Here is a 21,348-nt window from a genome sequence, read left to right as displayed (position 1 = left end):
ATGTCATAAATTTGGGGTGAAAGAAATGGAAAATATGCGAACGAATCGTGTGGCCGAACAAATGAAAAAAGAAGTAGGCGATATTTTAAATCGTCAAATAAAAGACCCCCGGGTTGGGTTTGTTACGGTGACAGATGTTGAGCTTACAAATGATTTGCAACATGCTACCGTTTTTATCTCTGTGCTTGGAAACGAAGATGAAAAACAAGCTACTCTTGTCGGTCTGTCCAAGGCAAGTGGGTTTATTCGTTCCGAGCTAGGGAAGCGGATCCGTCTAAGAAAAACTCCGGAAGTTGCTTTTCAATTTGATGAAGCACATGAGTATGGTAACAGAATTGACTCCATTCTCCGCAAATTAAATGAAGAATAATAAAAATCTGACCCTACTTCAGGTTAATGGATGGGTCAGATTTTTAACCGTTTTTTTAGGCAGATACAAAAGTATAAAACTTTCCTACTGCATAAGTGCAACTAAGGCTTTCGCCATGGCTTGGCGATAAGCCAAGTTTTCTAAGAAAGGGGAAGCTAAGTTGTTATTACATGGCATCTTACCGTTATACAAACCTAAGGGGTTTACGTCTCATGATTGTGTTATGAAAGTTAGGAAGTTATTAAAAATAAAAAAGATTGGACATACAGGTACGTTAGATCCAAATGTGGAAGGTGTTCTGCCAATTTGTATTGGAGAGGCAACAAAAATCATTCCATTTTTGTTAAGTTTACAAAAAGTTTATATTGCTGATGTAAGCTTAGGAAAATCAACAACTACGGAAGACAGTGACGGTGAGGTTGTGGAAGAAAAGCCTGTTATTCGTCCACCTTCTGACAACGAGGTCTATCACGCATTAGAGCAATTTAAAGGTGAAATTAAACAAACTCCTCCTATTTACTCAGCGGTGAAAGTAAAAGGAAAACGATTATATGAATACGCAAGACAAGGAATAGATATAGAACGCCCGGAGAGACATGTAACGATTTATGATATCGAAACGTTAGATCTATCCAAGCGAAGAGAAAATACCATATTTCGGATAAAAGTTACTTGTTCAAAAGGTACTTATATAAGAACATTATGTGTTGACATTGGAAAAAAGTTAGGTTTTCCATCCCATATGTCCTATTTACAGCGAGTTGAAAGTGATACGATAACATTACAGGAAACCGTCACCTTTGAAGCAATTGAAAGTAAGTTAAATGAGGGTAAGATAGATGAATTAATTTTGCCAATTGAAAGAGGAGTAAAGCATTTACCTAGTTTCGTAGTTGATGCAAAGGTAAGAACAAAAATTTTACAAGGTCAAAAACTTCCTATGTCAGAAAAAGTACCAACAACGAGTCCCTTTAAAGTAATGTATAATAATAAATTATTAGCTATTTATGAAAAGCATAAAAATAATGAACATGAAATAAAACCTGTTCGGGTTTTTAATGTTCAAAAGAACGTAGGTGAATAATATGAAAACGATAAAATTAACCTATCCGCATCATTTGAAAAAGGAAGATTTACCTGAAACGATTGCTGCTATTGGATTTTTTGATGGGATACATAAAGGTCACAAAGAGGTTATTACAGATGCTGTACATAAAGCGAGGGCACAACAAAAAGAAAGTGCGGTAATTTCCTTTCATCCGCATCCATCTGTTGTTTTAAACAGCCCAGATAAACCTGTTCAATATATCACTACTATTGCAGAAAAAGAAGCGCTTTTAAAGGAAATTGGAGTGGACAGGCTTTACTTAATTACATTTAATAAAGAGTTATCCGTCTTGTCGAAAGAAGCATTTATTGACCATTTTATTATTGGATTACATATTAAACATCTTGTTGCGGGATTTGATTTTACATTTGGACATAAAGGTGCAGGAAACATGGAAAATATCGAAAAATTCTCCAAGAATCAATTTTTAGTTACATCGATCGATCCTGTTAAAGACGAAAGCGAAAAAGTTAGTTCTACCAGAATTCGTAAATTATTATCTTCCGGAGACGTTTCCAAAGTAAATGAATTACTTGGTCGTCAATATGCAAGTACAGGGATTGTTATTGAAGGAGACAAACGAGGAATAAAGTTAGGGTATCCAACTGCTAATCTAAAAATCGACGAAGAAAAATTATTACCCAAACAAGGAGTCTACGCTGTAAAGGTTAACTATCAAAATAGAGTCTATGAAGGAATGGCGAATTTAGGTGTAAAGCCAACATTTAAAACAGGTGATTTAAAACCATCTGTTGAGGTTTATATTTTTGATTTTGAAGGTAATATATATGGTGAAAGCATTTCAGTCTACTGGTATCAATTTATAAGAGATGAAATAAAATTTAATAGTTTAAGTGATTTAATCAAACAATTAAATGATGATGAAGCGACAATACAAAATTATTTTAGACAATCTGATCATTAAATCACTTGCAATTTGTCGCTAAACAAGTTAATCTATACTTTGTGGAACCTTCGCTTGGCAAATCGTTTCTCCGACGTTTGCTAGGGGAATGGGGATATAGAACAGTTAATAATAGGAGGTGTGCCAAATATGGCAATTTCAAAAGAACGTAAAACAGAAATTATTAATGATTTTAAAGTACATGAAAACGACACTGGTTCTCCAGAAGTCCAAATTGCACTACTTACAGATGAAATTAATAATTTAAACGAACATTTACGCGTCCATAAAAAAGATCACCATTCACGTCGAGGACTATTAAAAATGGTTGGAAAACGTCGTAACTTATTAACTTATTTACGTAAAAGCGATGTTACCCGCTATCGTGATGTTATTCAAAAGCTAGGCTTACGTAGATAATGCGAAGTTAAAAGGCTTAAAAAGCAGGAGAAATCCTGCTTTTTTTTATAAAATGCATATTTGAATGTTTTACATATTAAATAAAAAGTAACTATTTTTAGTATTCATTTATTAAAGTTCGTTAAATTACCTATACTATGACAAGGATACGTTTACTTTTATTGATAAAACCGATAAAATATTAACAGTAGTTGCACTGAAAGGAGTACAATTAGATGTCTGAAGCAAAACAAGTTTTCTCTACAACCATAAATGGAAAAGAATTCATCGTTGAAGTAGGAGAATTGGCCAAACAAGCAAATGGGGCTTGTATGATACATTATGGTGAAACTTCTGTATTAGCGACAGTAACAGCTTCAAAGGAACCTAAAGACTTACCATTTTTCCCGTTAACTGTAAATTATGAAGAACGTCTTTATGCTGTTGGAAAAATTCCTGGCGGTTTTATTAAACGGGAAGGTAGACCAAGCGAAAAGGCAATTCTATCTTCAAGGTTAATTGACCGTCCAATTAGACCACTATTTCAAGAAGGATTCCGCAATGAAGTTCAAGTAATTAGTACTGTAATGAGTGTGGATCAAGATTGTTCCAGTGAAATTGCAGCAATGATTGGTTCATCAATCGCATTATCGATTTCCGATATTCCATTTAATGGACCGATTGCAGGAGTAACTATTGGTCGAATAGACGGGGAATTTATTATTAATCCATCCGTTGATGAGCAAGAAAAAAGTGATTTAGAACTAACGGTTGCTGGTACAAAAGATGCGATTAACATGGTGGAAGCTGGAGCAGATGAAATATCAGAAGATGTAATTCTCGATGCGATTATGTTTGCTCATGAAGAAATTAATCGTCTTGTTCGATTTCAAGAAGAAATTGTTGAGAAAGTCGGCGTTGTAAAATCAGAAATTGAAGTATTTGAAATTGATACTGGAATAAAACATGATGTTGAAAGTAAAATAAAAGAAAAACTTGATGAAGCTATTCAAGTAAAAGAAAAACACGCAAGAGAAGATGCCATCCAAGCGGTTAAAGAAGAGGCACTCTCTATGTACGACGAAGAAGATGAAGAGACAATCAAACATGTAAAACTAACGTTGGATCATTTAGTAAAAGAAGAAGTAAGACGATTAATTACTGAGGAAAAAATTCGTCCAGACGGTAGAAAAACGGAGGAGATTCGACCACTTTCCTCAAGAATAAATATTTTACCTAGAACGCATGGTTCTGGTCTATTTACTCGTGGACAAACGCAAGTGCTAAGTATTTGTACGCTCGGAGCATTAGGAGATGTTCAAATTTTAGATGGACTAGACCTAGAAGAATCGAAGCGATTTATGCACCATTATAATTTTCCGCAATTTAGTGTAGGTGAAACTGGTCCGATCAGAGGACCAGGTCGAAGAGAAATTGGTCACGGGGCATTAGGAGAAAGAGCGTTAGAAAAAGTAGTTCCATCGGATGAAGAATTCCCTTATACAATTCGTCTTGTCTCTGAAGTTTTAGAATCAAATGGTTCTTCCTCCCAAGCGAGTATTTGTGCAAGTACTTTAGCAATGATGGATGCAGGTGTTCCAATAAAAGCGCCAGTAGCAGGAATTGCAATGGGACTTGTCAAAGATGGTGAAAATTATTCGATTCTATCTGATATCCAAGGGCTTGAAGACGCACTTGGGGATATGGATTTTAAAGTTGCTGGTACAGAAAAAGGCATTACTGCCATCCAGATGGACATTAAAATTGAAGGATTATCTAAAGAAATTTTACAAGAATCGTTAGAACAAGCAAGAGTCGGTCGACTAAAAATATTAGAATCGATGATGGAAACAATTAATAAACCGAATGCAGAGTTATCGGAATATGCACCAAAGATTATTACGATGAAAATTAATCCTGATAAAATCAGGGATGTTATCGGACCAAGCGGAAAACAAATCAATCAAATTATTGAAGAAACAGGCGTAAAAATTGATATTGAACAAGATGGTACAGTCTTTATCGCTTCGACGGATCAAGAAATGAATGAGAAAGCGAAGAAAATAATTGAAGATCTTGTTCGAGAGGTTGAAGTTGGACAAATCTATTTGGGAACAGTAAAAAGAATTGAAAAATTTGGAGCTTTTGTTGAACTGTTTAAAGGAAAAGATGGATTAGTTCATATTTCACAACTTCAAGAAAAACGAACAAATAAAGTAGAAGATGTTGTTTCCATTGGTGATAAAATCATGGTGAAAGTAAAAGAAATTGATCAACAAGGTAGAGTAAACTTATCTCGAAAAGATGTCTTGAAAGAGGAACGAGATAGTAAAGAAAAACTAAAATCCTGAATAATGAAGTGTATTAAATAGAAGCTGGAAACCCAGTTTCTTTTTTAATTTCTACTATCGGTACAAGTCATATAGGTATCCTTTCTGTCATAAGCTTAGACAAGAGGTGATGTCTATGAAAATAGTAAAAAAATTATACTTGTACGCTATCTTACTTATATTAATTGTTTTAACAGTTATTATCGCACCAAAAAACAATTTTTTGTTTAATAATAGCGCCATCTTTGTAACAAAGGATGGTGATAAATTATTGGAAGAAATTAAAGCAAGTACAAAGGAGTATAATGAAGAACCCCAAGATGCTTATATTGATCGGGTTTGGAAAAAAACACCCGCAAGAAATGGACGAAAAGTGAATATTAAAAAGTCATATGATAATATGAAAAAGCAAGGTTCATTCGATGCATCCATGCTTGTGTTTGATGAGGTTAAACCATCTGTTTCACTAAAGGATTTACCTGCTTCTCCTATTTACAGAGGACATCCAGAAAAAGAGATGGTTTCCTTATTAATAAATGTGTCTTGGGGAACAGAATATATTCCTGGAATACTAAAAATATTAAAAAATGAAAATGTAAAAGCAACTTTCTTTATTGAAGGAAAATGGGCGAAAGAAAATAAAGATATCGTTAAAATGATACATGAAGAAAACCATGTCATTGGAAATCATGGCTATAACCACCCAGACATGGCTGAAATGTCCTCAAATGAGATACGGGAACAAATCGAACAAACGAATGACATTATTGAAGCGATTATTGATGTAAAACCTAAATGGTTCGCCCCACCTAGTGGAAGTTTTAATGAGAATGTTGTCAACATTGCTCACGAGCTTGATATGGAAACAATTTTATGGACAGTTGATACGATAGATTGGAAGAATCCATCTGTTTCTGTTATGATTAACCGAGTTATCAACAATATTCATCCCGGAGCAACAATATTAATGCATCCAACAGAACCTGTTGCACAAGGATTAGCTCCATTGATACAAGAGATAAAGCAAAAAGATTTAAGTATTGGAACAATAGAAAGTTTACTGAATGAAAATAGATAATACATTAATGGAAATACAGGGGGAAGCACGATGATCGAAACTTACAGAAGCAAAAACGGCCTTCGAATCGTATTAGAATCTGTCCCAACAGTACGTTCTGTAACGATAGGTATTTGGGTACGTACTGGTTCAAGACAAGAAACAGAACAAAATAATGGGATATCACATTTTTTAGAGCATATGCTTTTTAAAGGGACAAAAAATCGAACTGCTAAAGATATTGCAGAAGCTTTTGACTCAATTGGTGGTCAAGTAAATGCTTTTACATCAAAAGAATATACCTGTTTTTATGCTCGAGTTGTAGATACTTATAAAGAACATGCGCTTGAAGTGTTAACGGATATGCTTTTTAATTCAACATTTTTAGAGGACGAGATTGAGCGTGAGAAAAAAGTTGTTATGGAAGAAATTAAAATGTATGAAGATACCCCAGATGATCATGTTCATGACTTATTAGCAACTGCTTCTTTTGGTAATCATCCGCTTGGAAGACCAATTATCGGAACAGAAAAACAAATAAAGTCGTTTACAAGAAAAACGTTAATTGATTATATGAAAGAATTTTATACACCAAGTAACATCGTAGTTTCTGTTGCTGGAAATGTTGAGCATGAATTTATTTATAAAATCGAGAGTCTTTTTAGTACATTTAAAGATTCTAATTGTAGTTTTAAAAGAGAGAAGCCGACGTTCCTTGCAAATAAAATAATTAAAAATAAAGATACGGAACAGGCGCATCTATGTTTAGGTTATCGAGGACTTGCAATTAATGATTCCAGAATTTCAGCAATTTTAATCATAAATAGTATCCTAGGTGGAGGGATGAGTTCTAGGCTATTTCAAGAAGTAAGAGAAAAACATGGATTAGCATATTCTGTATTCTCCTATCATGCTGCTTATTTAGACTGCGGTTTATTAACCATTTATGCTGGAACAAATAAAGAGCAAGTCAACCTTTTACAAACGACTATAAAACAAACAGTTCATCAATTGGCGGAAAAAGGATTAACAGATAAAGAATTTATGAATAGTAAAGAACAATTAAAGGGCAATATAATGCTTAGTTTAGAAAGTACGAATAGTAGAATGAGCAGGAATGGAAGAAATGAATTATTGTTAGGGAGACAACGTTCATTAGATGATATAATTAACGACATAGATGCAGTAGATCGAAATACAATAAATGAAGTTTTGGAGCAATTATTCTTACAAGATTATGCCGAAAGTATCATTGTACCTTAATCAATATTTCTACCTGTTGTAAAATGATGTACAGGAGGGAGAATTATGCGTTATAAGGATATAAGCGGTAAAGAAATTATTAGTATAAATACTGGAGAGAGGCTCGGGGTTCTAGGGCAAACGGATTTACAAATAAATACTGAAACTGGAAAAATAGAATCGTTTATTGTTTCAAGTTATAAATGGTTTGGCTTAAAAAAAGAAGAAACAGAATCGGTCATTACATGGGATATGATTAAAAAAATTGGTGAAGATATTATTTTAATTGAATTTGATGAATAATAAATATGGTGACTGAGAAAAAGTGTTCTATTCATAGAGAAATCCGAACTATCAAACAGGCTTTTTAAATAAAGTTTGTATTAGTTCGGATTTTTATTGTTCTTATTACTAATATCCATAAACTGTCCAATAGTTGTAACTTGTCTACATTTCGTTAGTAGTAAAAATTTCACTAGTGCACAGCTTCCTTCAACTCTCTATTAAGTTTTAAGAGTTGAAAATAATATTCTACATTATATTGTACTGCAGTCGTTTTACTTTCGATCTGTCTATTTTTCCGTGCAGACTCTGTTTTTTAAAAGTAAAGATGGTTAAAAAGGAGTATCAGTATTTTTTGGGTATAAGCCAACATTTTAGTTATAAGGAACAGAAAGATTTTCAACTACATACATTGTTAGGGAACATAAATAGATAGAATGATGAAAGGTTGGATATTTCCATGTCTTTAGAAGGTAAAAGAATCGGTTTTGGCTTAACAGGTTCTCATTGTACCTATGATGCAGTCTATCCGCAGATTCAAAAATTAATGGATGAAAAAGCTGAAGTCATTCCGATCGTTTCCTATACAGTTAGAAATATTGACACAAAGTTCGGAAAAGCTGAGGAGCATATTGAAATAATCGAATCAATAACTAAACGACGGGTTATTTCAACAATGCCAGAAGCGGAACCATTAGGACCTAAAGATCCTTTGGACATTATGGTGATTGCACCACTTACAGGTAACTCTTTAAGTAAATTTGCAAATGCCTTAACCGATTCCCCGGTACTCATGGCAGCGAAAGCTACCTTAAGAAACCGTAGACCTGTTGTTCTAGGAATCTCAACCAATGATGCTTTAGGTTTAAATGGGATTAATCTGATGCGTTTAATGAGCAGAAAATTAATCTATTTTATCCCTTTTGGCCAAGATAATCCGCATAAAAAACCAACATCTCTAGTTGCAAATATGGACTTATTATCCGCAACAGTAATAGAAGCTCTTAAGGATAAACAAATTCAGCCCGTTATTATTCCTTATTCGAATTAAAATATGGTAGAATATACTTTAAAGTAAAAATCAACGACTTGATTAGATCTGTTCACATGATATGGAAGGAGTAATTTATTAATGACACAGAATAAACAATACAATGTAGCAGTAGTAGGTGCTACAGGAGCGGTAGGACAAAAAATTATAAAATATTTAGAAGAAAAACCATTCCAGGTGAACAACATTAAGTTACTGTCATCTAAGAGATCAGCTGGAACGAAAGTGACGTTTAACGGAGAAGACATTATGGTAGAAGAAGCAACTTCTAATAGTTTCAAAGATATTGATATTGCATTTTTTTCAGCTGGTGGTTCAGTTTCAAAACAACTAGCACCTGAGGCAGTAAAGAGTGGAGCAATTGTTGTTGACAATACAAGTGCATATAGAATGGATGAAGATGTGCCTCTTATCGTTCCTGAAGTGAATGAAGGGGATTTACAACATCACAAAGGGATTATCGCAAACCCAAATTGTTCTACTATTCAAATGGTTGCAGCATTAAAGCCAATTCAAGATAAGTTTGGATTAAAACGAGTGATCGTCTCAACATATCAAGCTGTATCAGGTGCAGGGTTGGCTGCTCAAAATGAATTGACTGAGCAAACAAGACAGTATTTAAATGATGAAGAAATGACTGCTACTATATTACCGGCAGGTTCAGATAAAAAGCATTATCCAATTGCATTTAACGCATTACCACAAATTGATGTATTTGAGGATAATGGATATACAAAAGAAGAGTTAAAAATGATCAATGAAACTAAAAAAATTATGCACGAACCTAATTTACATGTTGCAGCAACATGTGTTAGACTTCCAGTATTTACCTCTCATTCTGAGAGTGTCTATATTGAAACAAAGGAATCAAATGTCAATGTGGAAGACGTTAGAAAAGCGCTTGAAAATGGAGAAGGTATTATCGTTGAAGATGATCCTTCAACCCAAACGTATCCAACACCTTTAAGCGCAGCGGAGAAAAAAGAAGTTTTTGTTGGTAGAATTCGTAAAGATTTAGACACAGATAATGGATTCCATTTATGGATTGTGTCTGATAACCTTGTGAAAGGGGCTGCTTGGAATACAGTTCAAATTGCAGAGGCCCTTGTTAAGAATGAACTAGTTTAAAATTAATAATAAAGTTGAGGTTTGATAATAATTATGCGACTTTTAATTCAAAAATTTGGTGGAACATCTGTCCAAACAAAGGAAAACCGGATTTCTGTAATTAAACAAATAAAACGTGCAATTAAACAAGAGTATAAGTTAGTAGTCGTCGTTTCCGCACTTGGGAGAAATCCAGATCCGTATGCAACAGATACATTACTCAAAATGGTTGATCACCCAACATCGAATAATTCTAAACGGGAACTAGATATGTTAATGGCATGTGGTGAAACTATTGCATCTGTTGTCTTGTCTAATGAATTGAGACAACATAATGTATCGGCTACAGCATTAACTGGTGCCCAGGCAGGTCTTATTACAAATGACGAATATAATGAGGCAAAAATTAAAAAAATAAAACCAGATAGAATAAAGCAAGAGCTTAAAAACCACGATGTTATTGTTGTGGCAGGATTTCAAGGTCGAACGGAGTCTGGAGATATAACGACAATAGGTCGGGGTGGTAGTGATACAACTGCTGCCGCGTTAGGTGCATCTTTGCGTGCTGAATGTGTTGAAATTTTTACAGATGTAAAAGGAATTATGACAGCTGATCCACGTGTAGTTGATTCTGCACAACGGATTGATGTTGTTACTTATACCGAAACATGTAATCTAGCCTATCAAGGGGCAAAGGTGATCCATCCACGAGCAGTAGAAATTGCAATGCAAGCAGAGATTCCGCTTCGTATTCGTTCTACTTACTCAGAAGATGAAGGTACGTTGATTACTTCATCTCGCGTTAAAGAACTTGGAATTGACATACCAGATCGTTTAGTTACTGGAATTGCTCATATAGATTCGATTTCACAGCTAACTATAACTGTGAATGAGAGTGACTTAAAAGCGCAAGCGACAATATTTAAAACGATGGCTGATGCGAACATTTCAGTTGACTTTATCAATATATCACCTACAAATGTCATATATACCGTTCCAACTGAAGTAACAGAAAAAGCAGTTTCTTTATTAGAAAAACAAGGATTTAACGTAAAAGTCAAGAAAAACTGTGCTAAAGTTTCAGCTGTTGGCGCCGGGATGACTGGAATTCCTGGTGTAGTTGCAAAAATTACTGAAGCACTTATTGATAATGATGTTCAAATTTTACAATCAGCTGATAGTCATACTACGATTTGGGTTCTAATCCATGATGAACATTTAAAGACAGCGATAAATGCATTACATGAAGCGTTTGAGTTAAATAAAATAACTGATCCAGGAAAAGAAACAGTATCTTAAGCTTCACGAGTGATAAGAAAAGGGTGAAATAACATGCATTTTGGTCATGTTTTGACAGCTATGATCACTCCATTTGACAGCGACAATCAAGTTGATTTCCCTACAATGACCGTGTTAATAGAACATTTACTAAAGAATGGAACTGAAGGCTTAGTTATAACGGGAACAACAGGTGAATCTGCTACATTGTCGCAAACTGAAATGGAGAAAATTTATCGACATGTCGTAGCTGTCGTGAATAAAAGAGTGCCTGTACTTGCTGGAACAGGTACAAATAATACGAACTATACAATAAATCTAACGAAAATAGCTGCTGATTCTGGGGTAGATGGTATTATGTTAGTTGCCCCTTATTATAATCGTCCCAATCAAGCTGGATTATATGAACATTTTAAGATAGTTGCTGAATCAACTAACTTACCGATTATGTTGTATAATATACCAGGAAGATGTAGTGTTCATATTGAAGCTGACACTATCATTAAATTAAGTGAACTTGAAAACATCGTTGCAGTAAAAGAGGCGAGTGGTAATTTAGAGCAAGTATCTCAAATCATCACTGAAACAAACGATGATTTTCACGTATACAGTGGTGATGATAGTATGACATTACCGATAATGGCAGTTGGCGGGACAGGGATTGTGTCAGTAGCATCCCATATTATAGGTAATGAAATGAAAGAAATGGTGCATGCTTTTCTCCTTGGTGAAACAAAAAAAGCGGCTCGTATTCATCGTGAACTATTGCCTGTAATGAAAGGTTTATTTATGGCTCCTTCTCCAGCACCGTTGAAGGAAGCACTAAAATTAAAAGGGTTAGATGTCGGATCTGTACGTTTACCTTTAGTAGGTCTTTCGGAAGAAGAAAAGTCAAACTTAAAAACATTAATAATGTAATAATGTAATAAAAATACCAGCATACAATGCTGGTGTTTTTTAAATTCAGCTTTTCTACTCCTGTCTTTACATAATCGGTAGTATGAACTAGTTTATTTAGCCCATACTAAAGGTTGATATATGTTGTAAATAAGGAGTGAATGTCAATTGAATAAAGAAGAAAAAGAAGAAAAATCCGAAGACGAACTTTCTCCTTCAACAATAGTGGAGAAAATTAAAGAATTAGGTCAAACAAATGTACCGACAATGCCCGAATCAAATATACATGTCCTAACAATTATTGGACAGGTGGAGGGGCATATGCAATTACCTCCTCAAAATAAAACGACAAAATATGAACATATACTGCCACAATTGATTGCTATAGAACAAAATCCCAAAATAGAAGGTGTTGTTATTTTACTAAATACAGTCGGTGGAGATGTGGAAGCAGGACTTGCTCTATCTGAAATGATCGCTTCAATGTCTAAACCTACCGTATCTATTGTTCTAGGCGGAGGGCATTCGATCGGAGTCCCGATAGCTGTTTCAGCTGATTATTCATTTATTGCTCCTACTGCTACAATGACAATCCACCCAATTCGCTTGACAGGGCTAGTCATTGGCGTCCCACAAACTTTTGAATACTTAGATAAAATGCAAGATCGAGTGATACAATTTGTTGTTAACCATTCGAATATTTCGCAAGAGCAATTTAAAGAATTAATGTTTGCAAAAGGGAATTTAACTAGAGATATTGGTACAAACTTGATTGGATCTGAAGCTGTCAAGTATCAGCTTATAAATGATGTTGGTGGAGTTAAAGATGCAATGGAAAAACTAAAGGAATTAATTCATCAGTTAAAACCAAAAGAATTAGAAAAATCCATAGAGGAAGTGAATTAATAATGGTACATTATACTCCTTTATTAACAGAAGAGATATTTCCTCAAAAGGAAGAAAATCATCAATTAATCTCTTGGCAAGGAAGATCTCTATATGTAAAAAAAACAGAACAAGGACAATTAGAGGTTGTTCAACTTTTGTCCACTGATCCTCAAGATTTTTTAAATGCGTCTTTCACACCAGGAACCATTTTTAAGAAGTAAATCATTCATCAAAGATATTTTTAGTTTTCTAAGAGAACAAATAATATGATATACTAGAGACGCATCTATAGTAAATACAACCCTTGCCTAGGTGGGCAGGGGTTTCATATTCAATTAGAAAAATCCACCTATTATGTTTAGAGGTGATGATGTGGCTAAAAAGAAAAGAAGAAAAAAAGCTGGCTTAGCTAAACAACTACAGTACGAACTGCTAGGTTTGTTGTTCATATTTTTATCCATTTTTGGAAGTGGAGTGTCTATGATTAGTGATGGATTTATTCCAACAAGTCTGGAAAACATATTCAGACTTTTATTGGGAGTTTGGTATTTTGTTGCATCGTTAATCCTATTAATCATTGGTATTATTCTAGTAATAAAAAGAAATATCCCGAATTTCTTCACAAAGAGAACGATTGGTTTTACCATATTATTTTTAGGTGTTTTACTATTTACGCATATACAAACATTTGAAAAATTATTGATTGATACTACGGAAACATCAATTATTAAAGCTACTTGGGATCATTTTGTGGCATTTTTGAATGGACAAGGTGTAAGTAGTCAGCTAGGTGGTGGAATGATTGGTGGAATCTTATATACTGCCAATTCTTATTTGTTTTCATCTGCCGGTGCCAAAATAGTAGCGGTATTTTCGATATTAATAGGACTTATTTTTATGACAAATCTATCAATTGGTAATTTTTATTTAAACATGAGGAAAAAACTAGCTAAAAAATGGGAAAATTTTAAAGAAAAAAGAGAAAGTAAAAAGGCGGAAAAACAAGTAAACAAAGATGCCGATCATGCTTATGAAGCTGATGTAAATGAAGAGAATTCAAATTCTGACGAGCGTAAGAAACCGCAAGAAGAAGTGGATGTACAATTTTCATATGAGGAAACTAACAGTGGACAACTAATGTTACAAATGGAAGATGAACATCCTACTCCACTTGAAGAAACGGAGGAAGCAATTGATGTTTCCGTTATCGATATGAATAGTACTCAAAATGATCATTACGAGTTACCTTCTATTGATTTACTTTCTGAACCTATTAAACATAGTCAGCAACGAGAAAAATCACAAATACATAAAACGGTTCAAGTATTGGAACAAACTTTTCAAAGTTTTGGGGTGAAGGCAAAGATTACGAAGGCACATGTCGGTCCAGCCGTAACAAGGTATGAAGTTTATCCAGAGGCAGGTGTAAAGGTAAGTAAAATTATAAGCCTTCATGATGATCTTGCACTTGCACTTGCTGCACAAGATATTCGAATTGAGGCACCGATTCCTGGAAAATCAGCAGTAGGGATAGAAGTACCAAATCAAGAAATTGCTATGGTTTCTCTTCGTGAAGTATTGAATCTTTCTAGTAATCGAAACAAGAAATTATTATTTGGTTTAGGCAGAGATATATCTGGAGAAATTGTTGAAGGTGAACTAAATAAAATGCCTCATTTACTTATCGCTGGAGCAACTGGAAGTGGAAAGAGTGTCTGCATTAATAGTATAATCACTTCTATCCTGATGCGGGCTAAACCGAATGAAGTGAAAATGATGATGATCGATCCTAAAAAAGTGGAATTAAATGTATATAACGGAATTCCACATTTATTAACCCCCGTTGTAACGGATCCAAAAAAAGCTTCCATGGCCTTAAAGAAAGTAGTTCAGGAAATGGAATACCGGTATGAATTATTTTCTGAATCAGGTACAAGAAACATTGAAGGATACAATAACTATATTCAAAAACAAAATGAACTTACGGATGATAATCAAGGTTTACTCCCTTATATAGTAGTTTTAGTTGATGAATTAGCTGATCTAATGATGGTTGCTTCAAAAGATGTAGAAGATTCCATTACTAGACTTGCTCAAATGGCACGTGCAGCAGGAATTCATCTTATTATTGCAACACAAAGACCATCTGTTGATGTAATTACAGGTGTAATAAAAGCAAATATCCCTTCTCGGATTGCCTTTAGTGTTTCTTCTCAAGTTGACTCGCGAACAATTCTAGACGTAAGTGGAGCAGAAAAACTATTAGGTAGAGGAGATATGCTCTATATCCCTGTGGGAATGTCAAAACCGATCCGAGTTCAAGGAGCTTTCCTATCAGACGATGAAGTTGAGCGCATCGTGAATCACTGTATAAACGAGCAAAAAGTATCCTATGAGGAAGATATGATTCCAGACGAACAGGAAAATGACTCTAGTGAGGTAGAGGATGAATTATTTGACGACGCTGTACAATTAGTGGTAGAGATGCAGAGTGCTAGTGTATCCATGTTACAAAGAAGGTTTCGCATCGGTTATAATAGAGCTGCTAGATTAATAGATTCTATGGAGGAACGAGGAATTGTAGGACCATATGAAGGAAATAAACCGAGAATCGTTCTCTTAGAGCATCAAAAGGAAGAATCTTCTTAAAAAATTGTGAAATATATTCTAAATTATTTATTAACATGGTATATTTATTTGTAGTAGTATGGCAATTTTACATAGTATATGTTATATTACTGCGCACCAAGATATTCAAGTACGGTTTAAAGGGGGGAAATTGTACTTTATTAAAATATCTTACCAAAACGGAGGATTTAGAAATGAAGAAAAATAAGTTCTTGTTATCAATTGTTCTATTATTTGTATTAAGTCTAATTTTAGTTGCTTGCGGGGGTTCCAAAGATAATGCAAGTACAGACGATGATGCTAAACAAACTAATGATGAAAATTCAGAAGAGCAAACTGATGGATCTGCTGATTTCTCAGTAGCAATGGTCACGGATACTGGTGGGATTGATGATAAATCGTTTAACCAGTCTGCATGGGAAGGTTTAGAAGCTTGGGGAGAAGAGCATGGTGCTGAAAAAGGAGCATCCGGTTATGATTATGCACAATCGGAAGACGATAGTGACTACCTCCCTAACTTCACACGCCTAGTAAAAAATGATTTTAACTTAATATTTGGTGTAGGATTTTTACTGGAAGATGCAGTAAGCGATATTGCCGAACAGTATCCAGATAATTATTTCGCAATTATCGATACTGTCGTTGAAGGTCCAAACATTGCAAGTATCACATTTGCCGAACATGAAGGTTCATTTTTGGCAGGTGTAGCAGCAGCGATGAAAACAAAAACTAATAAACTAGGATTTGTAGGTGGAGTAGATTCCGACTTAATTAATAAATTTGAAGTAGGATTTGTCGCTGGTGCAAAATCAGTTAATCCCGATATTGAGGTTCAAATCCAATACGCAGAAGATTTTAACGCAGTTGATAAAGGAAAACTTATTGCATCAAATATGTATAACAGCGATATTGATATTATTTATCATGCAGCTGGAAATACAGGTAACGGTGTGTTTGCAGAAGCTAAAGATATTAAACAAAATGATCCAGACCGTGAAATTTGGGTAATTGGAGTGGATCGTGACCAATATGAAGAAGGGTTAAATGAGGATAACTCGGCAAGCGTTACGTTGACATCCATGGTAAAACGTGTTGATATTTCAGTACAAGAAGTAACAAACTTAGCGATGTCTGGAGAATTTCCAGGTGGAGAAATTGTTGAATTTGGTTTAGAAGATGAAGGAATATCTGTAGCTGATACAAATGAAGAAGCATTTACAGACGATATTAAAAATGCTGTAAGCGAGTGGGAGGAGAAAATCAGAAACGGTGAACTTGAAGTTCCTAAATCTCGTACAGAACTAGAAGAATTTGAAAAAGATTTATAAAATAATTATATTAATAGTACGTGTTCAAAAAGGAGGATAAAAAAGATCAAGAAGTTCGAGGCGGCGCAGTTTCGAGCAGCGGAATGTATGCATTTAGATACATGAGCAAAGATCTTGTACGCAGAAAAAGTACTTTTCTTTTTCAAGGAGTGGAGAAACAAGCATTCGTGCGAATTTCGCAGTGTCATTTTTACCGGACTTTTTGAACATCCTCTAATAGGGCTAGTTGAATTCTAGCCCTTTTTATTTAATATTATTTTCAGACTAACAAAATAATTGGGATTATATGCATTCGACCCACTTGAAGAACGAATATTGCTTTATCACAAAGTCCATAAACTGTTGAGTAGAGTAGGGTTATTTTCTGCTACTAGGTGAGACTTCGCAGTGCGTAGCGATGAGGTCAAGGACAACCGTCACATCCTGTGATGTCATCGACACTAGTAGTCCTGTACGTCGGAGGCTAAGGTAAGCCTCCCGACGGTAAAGGAGACACTATGAAAGCAAGCGATAGCGCAGCTTGAACTGGTGTAATTGGTAGGACGAACCATGTGTGTAGCCCCTAGTTGCGCTCTATTTCCCTGTGGCGAAAGCGCAGTGATTTCCGGAGGCTAGGTTAATTACTGTCCGGATTTACGTCACAGTTTACTTCTAGTTCGATAAAGTGGCAATACAAAAATAGACAATATTAATTATCAGGCAAGGGATGTGATAACGATGGAATACGTCATTGAAATGTTAAATATACGTAAAGAATTCCCCGGTATCGTTGCTAATGACAATATAACTCTCCAAGTAAAAAAAGGTGAAATACATGCATTGTTAGGTGAAAATGGAGCCGGAAAATCAACGCTAATGAATGTTCTTTTTGGTCTTTATCAACCAGAAAAAGGTGAAATAAAGATAAAAGGACAGAAAGTTAATATAACCAACCCTAACATAGCGAATGATTTAGGAATTGGAATGGTACACCAACATTTTATGTTAGTTGAGCCTTTTACAGTTACGCAAAATATTATTTTAGGAAGTGAACCGACTAAATATGGGCAAATTAATATAAAAGCAGCCGAAAAAGAGGTACAAGAATTATCGGATCGTTACGGATTAAGAGTTGATCCAAAAGCTAAAATTAGAGATATCTCAGTCGGTATGCAACAACGAGTAGAGATTTTGAAAATGTTGTATAGAGGAGCTGATGTACTTATTTTAGATGAACCGACTGCGGTACTCACCCCCCAAGAAATAAACGAGTTTTTTGAAATTATTGAATCATTAGTGGATGAAGGTAAGTCCATCATCTTAATTACACATAAACTAAAAGAAATCATGCAGGTTTGTGACCGATGTACGGTCATTCGAAAAGGGGTAGGAATTGGAACCGTCAATGTTTCAGAAACAACAGTTGAGCAATTAGCAACATTTATGGTTGGAAGATCAGTCAGTTTTAAAACAGAAAAAGAGAAATCGATACCGACGGATGTTGTTTTGAAGGTAGAAAATGTACATATTAATGATAATCGAAATATTCCAGTCGTTAAAGGATTAAATCTCGAAGTACGGGCAAATGAAATCGTAGGAATTGCTGGAATAGACGGAAACGGTCAAACAGAATTGATCGAAGCAATTGCGGGACTGAAAAAGACTGAATCCGGATCCGTTTATTTGAACAATGAACCGGTAACGAATTTATCCCCACGTGAAATAACTGAAAAGGGTTTGGCACATATTCCACAAGATCGACAAAAGTTTGGATTAGTTTTAGATTTTCCAGTTAGTGAAAACATTGCGCTACAAACATACTATCAAGAACCTTACTCAAAAAATAAAATACTAAATTATGAAAAGATTGATGAGTTATCAGAAAGAATTGTAAAAGAGTACGATGTGAGAACTCCTTCTATTCATACAAAAACGAGTGCACTTTCGGGAGGAAATCAGCAAAAAGTAATTATTGGACGTGAAGTTGATCGCTCTCCGGACTTACTTATAGCCGCCCAGCCAACAAGAGGATTAGATGTTGGAGCTATTGAATTTATTCACCAAAAATTGGTGGAAGAAAGAGATAAAGGACGAGCAGTGTTATTACTGTCTTTTGAACTTGATGAGATTTTAGATGTAAGTGATCGAATAGTTGTTATATTTGATGGACAGATCGTTGCTGATTTAAAGCCTGAGGAAACAACAGAACAAGAACTAGGTTTGTTAATGGCCGGAAATGACAAAAAGAAAGCAGGTGGGACAAATTGATGTCAAATAGATTATTCAATATTTTGGTTCCACTTATTTCAGTATTTATAGGATTAATGGCTGGTGCAATTATTATGTTAATTTATGGATATAATCCATTGGAAGGTTATTTAGCTTTATGGAAAGGTGCATTTGGCGATCTTTACTTTATAGGTGAGACAATCAGACAAGTAACTCCCTATATTTTAACAGGATTAGCTGTTGCATTTGCTTTTAGAGCAGGTTTGTTTAATATAGGGGCTGAAGGTCAAGTAATTGTTGGTTGGCTTGCCGCTGTTTGGGTTGGGACTACTATTGAGGCGCCAATGTTTATCCATCTTCCTCTAGCAATGCTTGTTGCTGCCTTAGCGGGAGCGGTTATTGCATTTGTACCTGGATATTTAAAAGCAAAATTAGGAGTTCATGAAGTTATTGTTACAATTATGTTTAATTATATAGCCTTATATAGTGTAAACTCAATCATACGAAATGTGCTAACAGAACATGCTGATAAAACTGAAAAAATTGCTCCCACTGCATCCCTTTCATCAGAATGGCTAGCAACTTTAACGATGTACTCTCGAGTACATTATGGGATTTTAATTGCTCTTTTGGCTGCGCTTATCATGTGGTTTATTATTACTAAAACTACGATCGGTTATGAAATTCGCTCAGTTGGTTTTAATCAAAATGCATCAAGGTACGCTGGCATGAATGTAAGTAAAAATATTATTCTTGCAATGGTTATCTCAGGTGCTTTTGCGGGATTAGCTGGTTCAATGGAGGGATTAGGGACCTTTGGTAATATGTCTATCCAAGGCGGTTTTTCAGGCTTAGGTTTTGACGGAATTGCAGTTGCTTTACTCGGAGCAAACACAGCATTAGGAGTTATATTAGCTGCTATTCTTTTTGGTGCATTAAAAGTTGGGGCATTAAACATGCCAACAGAAGCTGGGGTTCCAAGTGAATTAGTTGATGTGATTATCGCATTCATCATCTTTTTCGTTGCATCCAGTTATATGATCAGATGGATTATACTTCGCTTTAAAAAGGAGGCTAAGTAAATGATTGATCTATTACAGGCAATTATACCACCAGCTTTATTTTTCTCTGCGCCACTTATATTTACTGCTTTAGGTGGTGTATTTAGCGAAAGATCTGGAGTAGTTAATATTGGATTAGAAGGATTAATGGTCATGGGTGCATTTGTAGGGATTGTGTTTAATCTTAACTTTGCAGAAGTTTTTGGAATTTGGACCCCATGGGTTTCAATTTTTGTTGCCATGATTGTTTCGGGTATTTTTGCAGTAATTCATGCAATTGCCTCTGTTTCTTTTCGAGCAGATCAGGTAGTTAGTGGAATTGCAATCAATTTCTTAGCCCTTGGACTTGGTGTGTTTTTAACGAAACAATGGTATGGTAAAGGGCAAACTGACATGATTTCTCGACCGTTTTATACAACAAATATCCCTTTTCTTTCAGATATCCCTATTATCGGTTCAATCTTTTTTAAAGGCGTATATTTGACTTCTTACTTAGCGATTATACTAGCATTTATCGCTTGGTATGTTTTGTATAAAACACCATTTGGCTTGCGCTTACGTGCTGTGGGTGAACATCCAATGGCTGCTGATACAAATGGAATCAATGTCTATCGAATGCGTTATGTAGCAGTAATTATTTCTGGTCTTTTAGGAGGGTTAGGTGGTTCTGTATTTGCCTTAACAATTGCACTTAATTTCTCTCAATCAACGATAGTAGGACAAGGGTTTATGTCGCTTGCTGCTGTTATTTTTGGTAAATGGCATCCTTTGGGAGCGATGGGGGCGGCTTTGTTTTTTGGATTCGCCCAAAGTCTAAGTGTTATTAGTGCCGGAATTCCATTGTTACAAAATGTCCCACAAATATTTTTACTAGTCGCTCCTTATGTATTAACAGTTTTAGCACTAGCAGGATTTATTGGTCGTGCTGAAGCGCCGAATGCATTAAGTACCCCTTATATTAAAGGAAGTAGATAGATTTGTAACAATAGAGTAAAGTTAAAAGTGATTTAATCATAAAGAATCCGAACTATCATTTTATTTCCAATAGAAATTTTGTATAAGTGCGTGTTCAAAACTCCTATGTCTTATTAGACACCGCAATGAATGAAAATGGGGGTGTGGCGTTTAATAATTAATTACTTTGTTTATTATAGATACTACAGAGCTTGGTGATCGTACATTTCTATGATGAGCACTTCTACCAGAGGAA

At 35.0% G+C, this 21,348-nt stretch carries 19 protein-coding genes; all 19 read left to right on the top strand.

The genetic code is table 11. The features are described from left to right. Nucleotides 1–25: 25 nt before the first annotated feature. On the top strand, nt 26–370 hold the full coding sequence (rbfA, locus tag SPD89_RS00740; RefSeq protein WP_336260034.1) for a 30S ribosome-binding factor RbfA: 345 nt from the start codon (nt 26–28) through the stop codon (nt 368–370). Nucleotides 371–530: 160 nt separating this feature from the next. Then, nucleotides 531–1,454, top strand: coding sequence for a tRNA pseudouridine(55) synthase TruB (truB, locus tag SPD89_RS00735; RefSeq protein ID WP_336260033.1), 924 nt, complete (start codon nt 531–533; stop codon nt 1,452–1,454). Between the two features lies 1 nt (nt 1,455). After that, the gene (locus tag SPD89_RS00730) at nt 1,456–2,403 is read left to right on the top strand and encodes a bifunctional riboflavin kinase/FAD synthetase (RefSeq protein ID WP_336260032.1); all 948 of its coding nucleotides are present in this window, start codon (nt 1,456–1,458) and stop codon (nt 2,401–2,403) included. Between the two features lie 129 nt (nt 2,404–2,532). Beyond that, nucleotides 2,533–2,802 carry a 30S ribosomal protein S15 gene (rpsO, locus tag SPD89_RS00725; protein WP_336260031.1) on the top strand — a complete coding sequence of 90 codons (270 nt, stop codon included), beginning with the start codon at nt 2,533–2,535 and terminating at the stop codon, nt 2,800–2,802. Between the two features lie 215 nt (nt 2,803–3,017). After that, nucleotides 3,018–5,132, top strand: coding sequence for a polyribonucleotide nucleotidyltransferase (gene pnp, locus SPD89_RS00720; protein ID WP_336260030.1), 2,115 nt, complete (start codon nt 3,018–3,020; stop codon nt 5,130–5,132). 115 nt (nt 5,133–5,247) lie between these two features. Beyond that, nucleotides 5,248–6,189, top strand: coding sequence for a polysaccharide deacetylase family protein (locus SPD89_RS00715; protein ID WP_336260029.1), 942 nt, complete (start codon nt 5,248–5,250; stop codon nt 6,187–6,189). Between the two features lie 30 nt (nt 6,190–6,219). Continuing rightward, complete coding sequence (locus SPD89_RS00710) at nt 6,220–7,431, top strand: M16 family metallopeptidase (protein ID WP_336260028.1); 1,212 nt, start codon at nt 6,220–6,222, stop codon at nt 7,429–7,431. A 45-nt stretch (nt 7,432–7,476) separates the two neighbouring features. Beyond that, entirely contained in the window at nt 7,477–7,713 is a 237-nt protein-coding gene (locus tag SPD89_RS00705) for a YlmC/YmxH family sporulation protein (protein WP_336260027.1), read from the top strand. 439 nt (nt 7,714–8,152) lie between these two features. Further along, nucleotides 8,153–8,743: a dipicolinate synthase subunit B gene (locus tag SPD89_RS00700; protein ID WP_336260026.1), complete on the top strand. Its 591-nt coding sequence runs from the start codon at nt 8,153–8,155 to the stop codon at nt 8,741–8,743. 81 nt (nt 8,744–8,824) lie between these two features. Beyond that, complete coding sequence (gene asd, locus SPD89_RS00695) at nt 8,825–9,871, top strand: aspartate-semialdehyde dehydrogenase (protein WP_336260025.1); 1,047 nt, start codon at nt 8,825–8,827, stop codon at nt 9,869–9,871. Nucleotides 9,872–9,904: 33 nt separating this feature from the next. Further along, nucleotides 9,905–11,149: an aspartate kinase gene (gene dapG / locus SPD89_RS00690; protein ID WP_336260024.1), complete on the top strand. Its 1,245-nt coding sequence runs from the start codon at nt 9,905–9,907 to the stop codon at nt 11,147–11,149. A 33-nt stretch (nt 11,150–11,182) separates the two neighbouring features. Then, nucleotides 11,183–12,046 (top strand): 4-hydroxy-tetrahydrodipicolinate synthase, encoded by an 864-nt coding sequence (gene dapA / locus SPD89_RS00685; RefSeq protein ID WP_336260023.1) that lies wholly within the window; start codon nt 11,183–11,185, stop codon nt 12,044–12,046. 147 nt (nt 12,047–12,193) lie between these two features. After that, nucleotides 12,194–12,931 carry a ClpP family protease gene (locus tag SPD89_RS00680; protein ID WP_336260022.1) on the top strand — a complete coding sequence of 246 codons (738 nt, stop codon included), beginning with the start codon at nt 12,194–12,196 and terminating at the stop codon, nt 12,929–12,931. A gap of 2 nt (nt 12,932–12,933) precedes the next feature. Further along, on the top strand, nt 12,934–13,134 hold the full coding sequence (locus SPD89_RS00675; RefSeq protein WP_336260021.1) for a YlzJ-like family protein: 201 nt from the start codon (nt 12,934–12,936) through the stop codon (nt 13,132–13,134). 133 nt (nt 13,135–13,267) lie between these two features. Further along, a complete protein-coding gene (locus tag SPD89_RS00670) occupies nt 13,268–15,562 on the top strand; it encodes a DNA translocase FtsK (RefSeq protein ID WP_442961015.1) in 2,295 nt (764 codons plus the stop codon). Between the two features lie 173 nt (nt 15,563–15,735). After that, entirely contained in the window at nt 15,736–16,869 is a 1,134-nt protein-coding gene (locus SPD89_RS00665) for a BMP family lipoprotein (protein ID WP_336260018.1), read from the top strand. A 717-nt stretch (nt 16,870–17,586) separates the two neighbouring features. Next, nucleotides 17,587–19,116 carry an ABC transporter ATP-binding protein gene (locus SPD89_RS00660; protein ID WP_336260017.1) on the top strand — a complete coding sequence of 510 codons (1,530 nt, stop codon included), beginning with the start codon at nt 17,587–17,589 and terminating at the stop codon, nt 19,114–19,116. Continuing rightward, nucleotides 19,113–20,159 carry an ABC transporter permease gene (locus SPD89_RS00655; RefSeq protein WP_336260016.1) on the top strand — a complete coding sequence of 349 codons (1,047 nt, stop codon included), beginning with the start codon at nt 19,113–19,115 and terminating at the stop codon, nt 20,157–20,159. Before SPD89_RS00660 ends, SPD89_RS00655 begins: the two co-directional genes overlap by 4 nt. Next, nucleotides 20,160–21,113: an ABC transporter permease gene (locus SPD89_RS00650; protein ID WP_336260015.1), complete on the top strand. Its 954-nt coding sequence runs from the start codon at nt 20,160–20,162 to the stop codon at nt 21,111–21,113. The last annotated feature ends 235 nt before the right edge of the window (nt 21,114–21,348 follow it).

It is taken from the genome of Pseudogracilibacillus sp. SO30301A (assembly GCF_037072025.1).
Classification (GTDB): domain Bacteria; phylum Bacillota; class Bacilli; order Bacillales; family Amphibacillaceae; genus Pseudogracilibacillus.
Note: the sequence above shows the minus strand (reverse complement) of the source record. Positions and strands in the feature narration are given on the sequence as shown.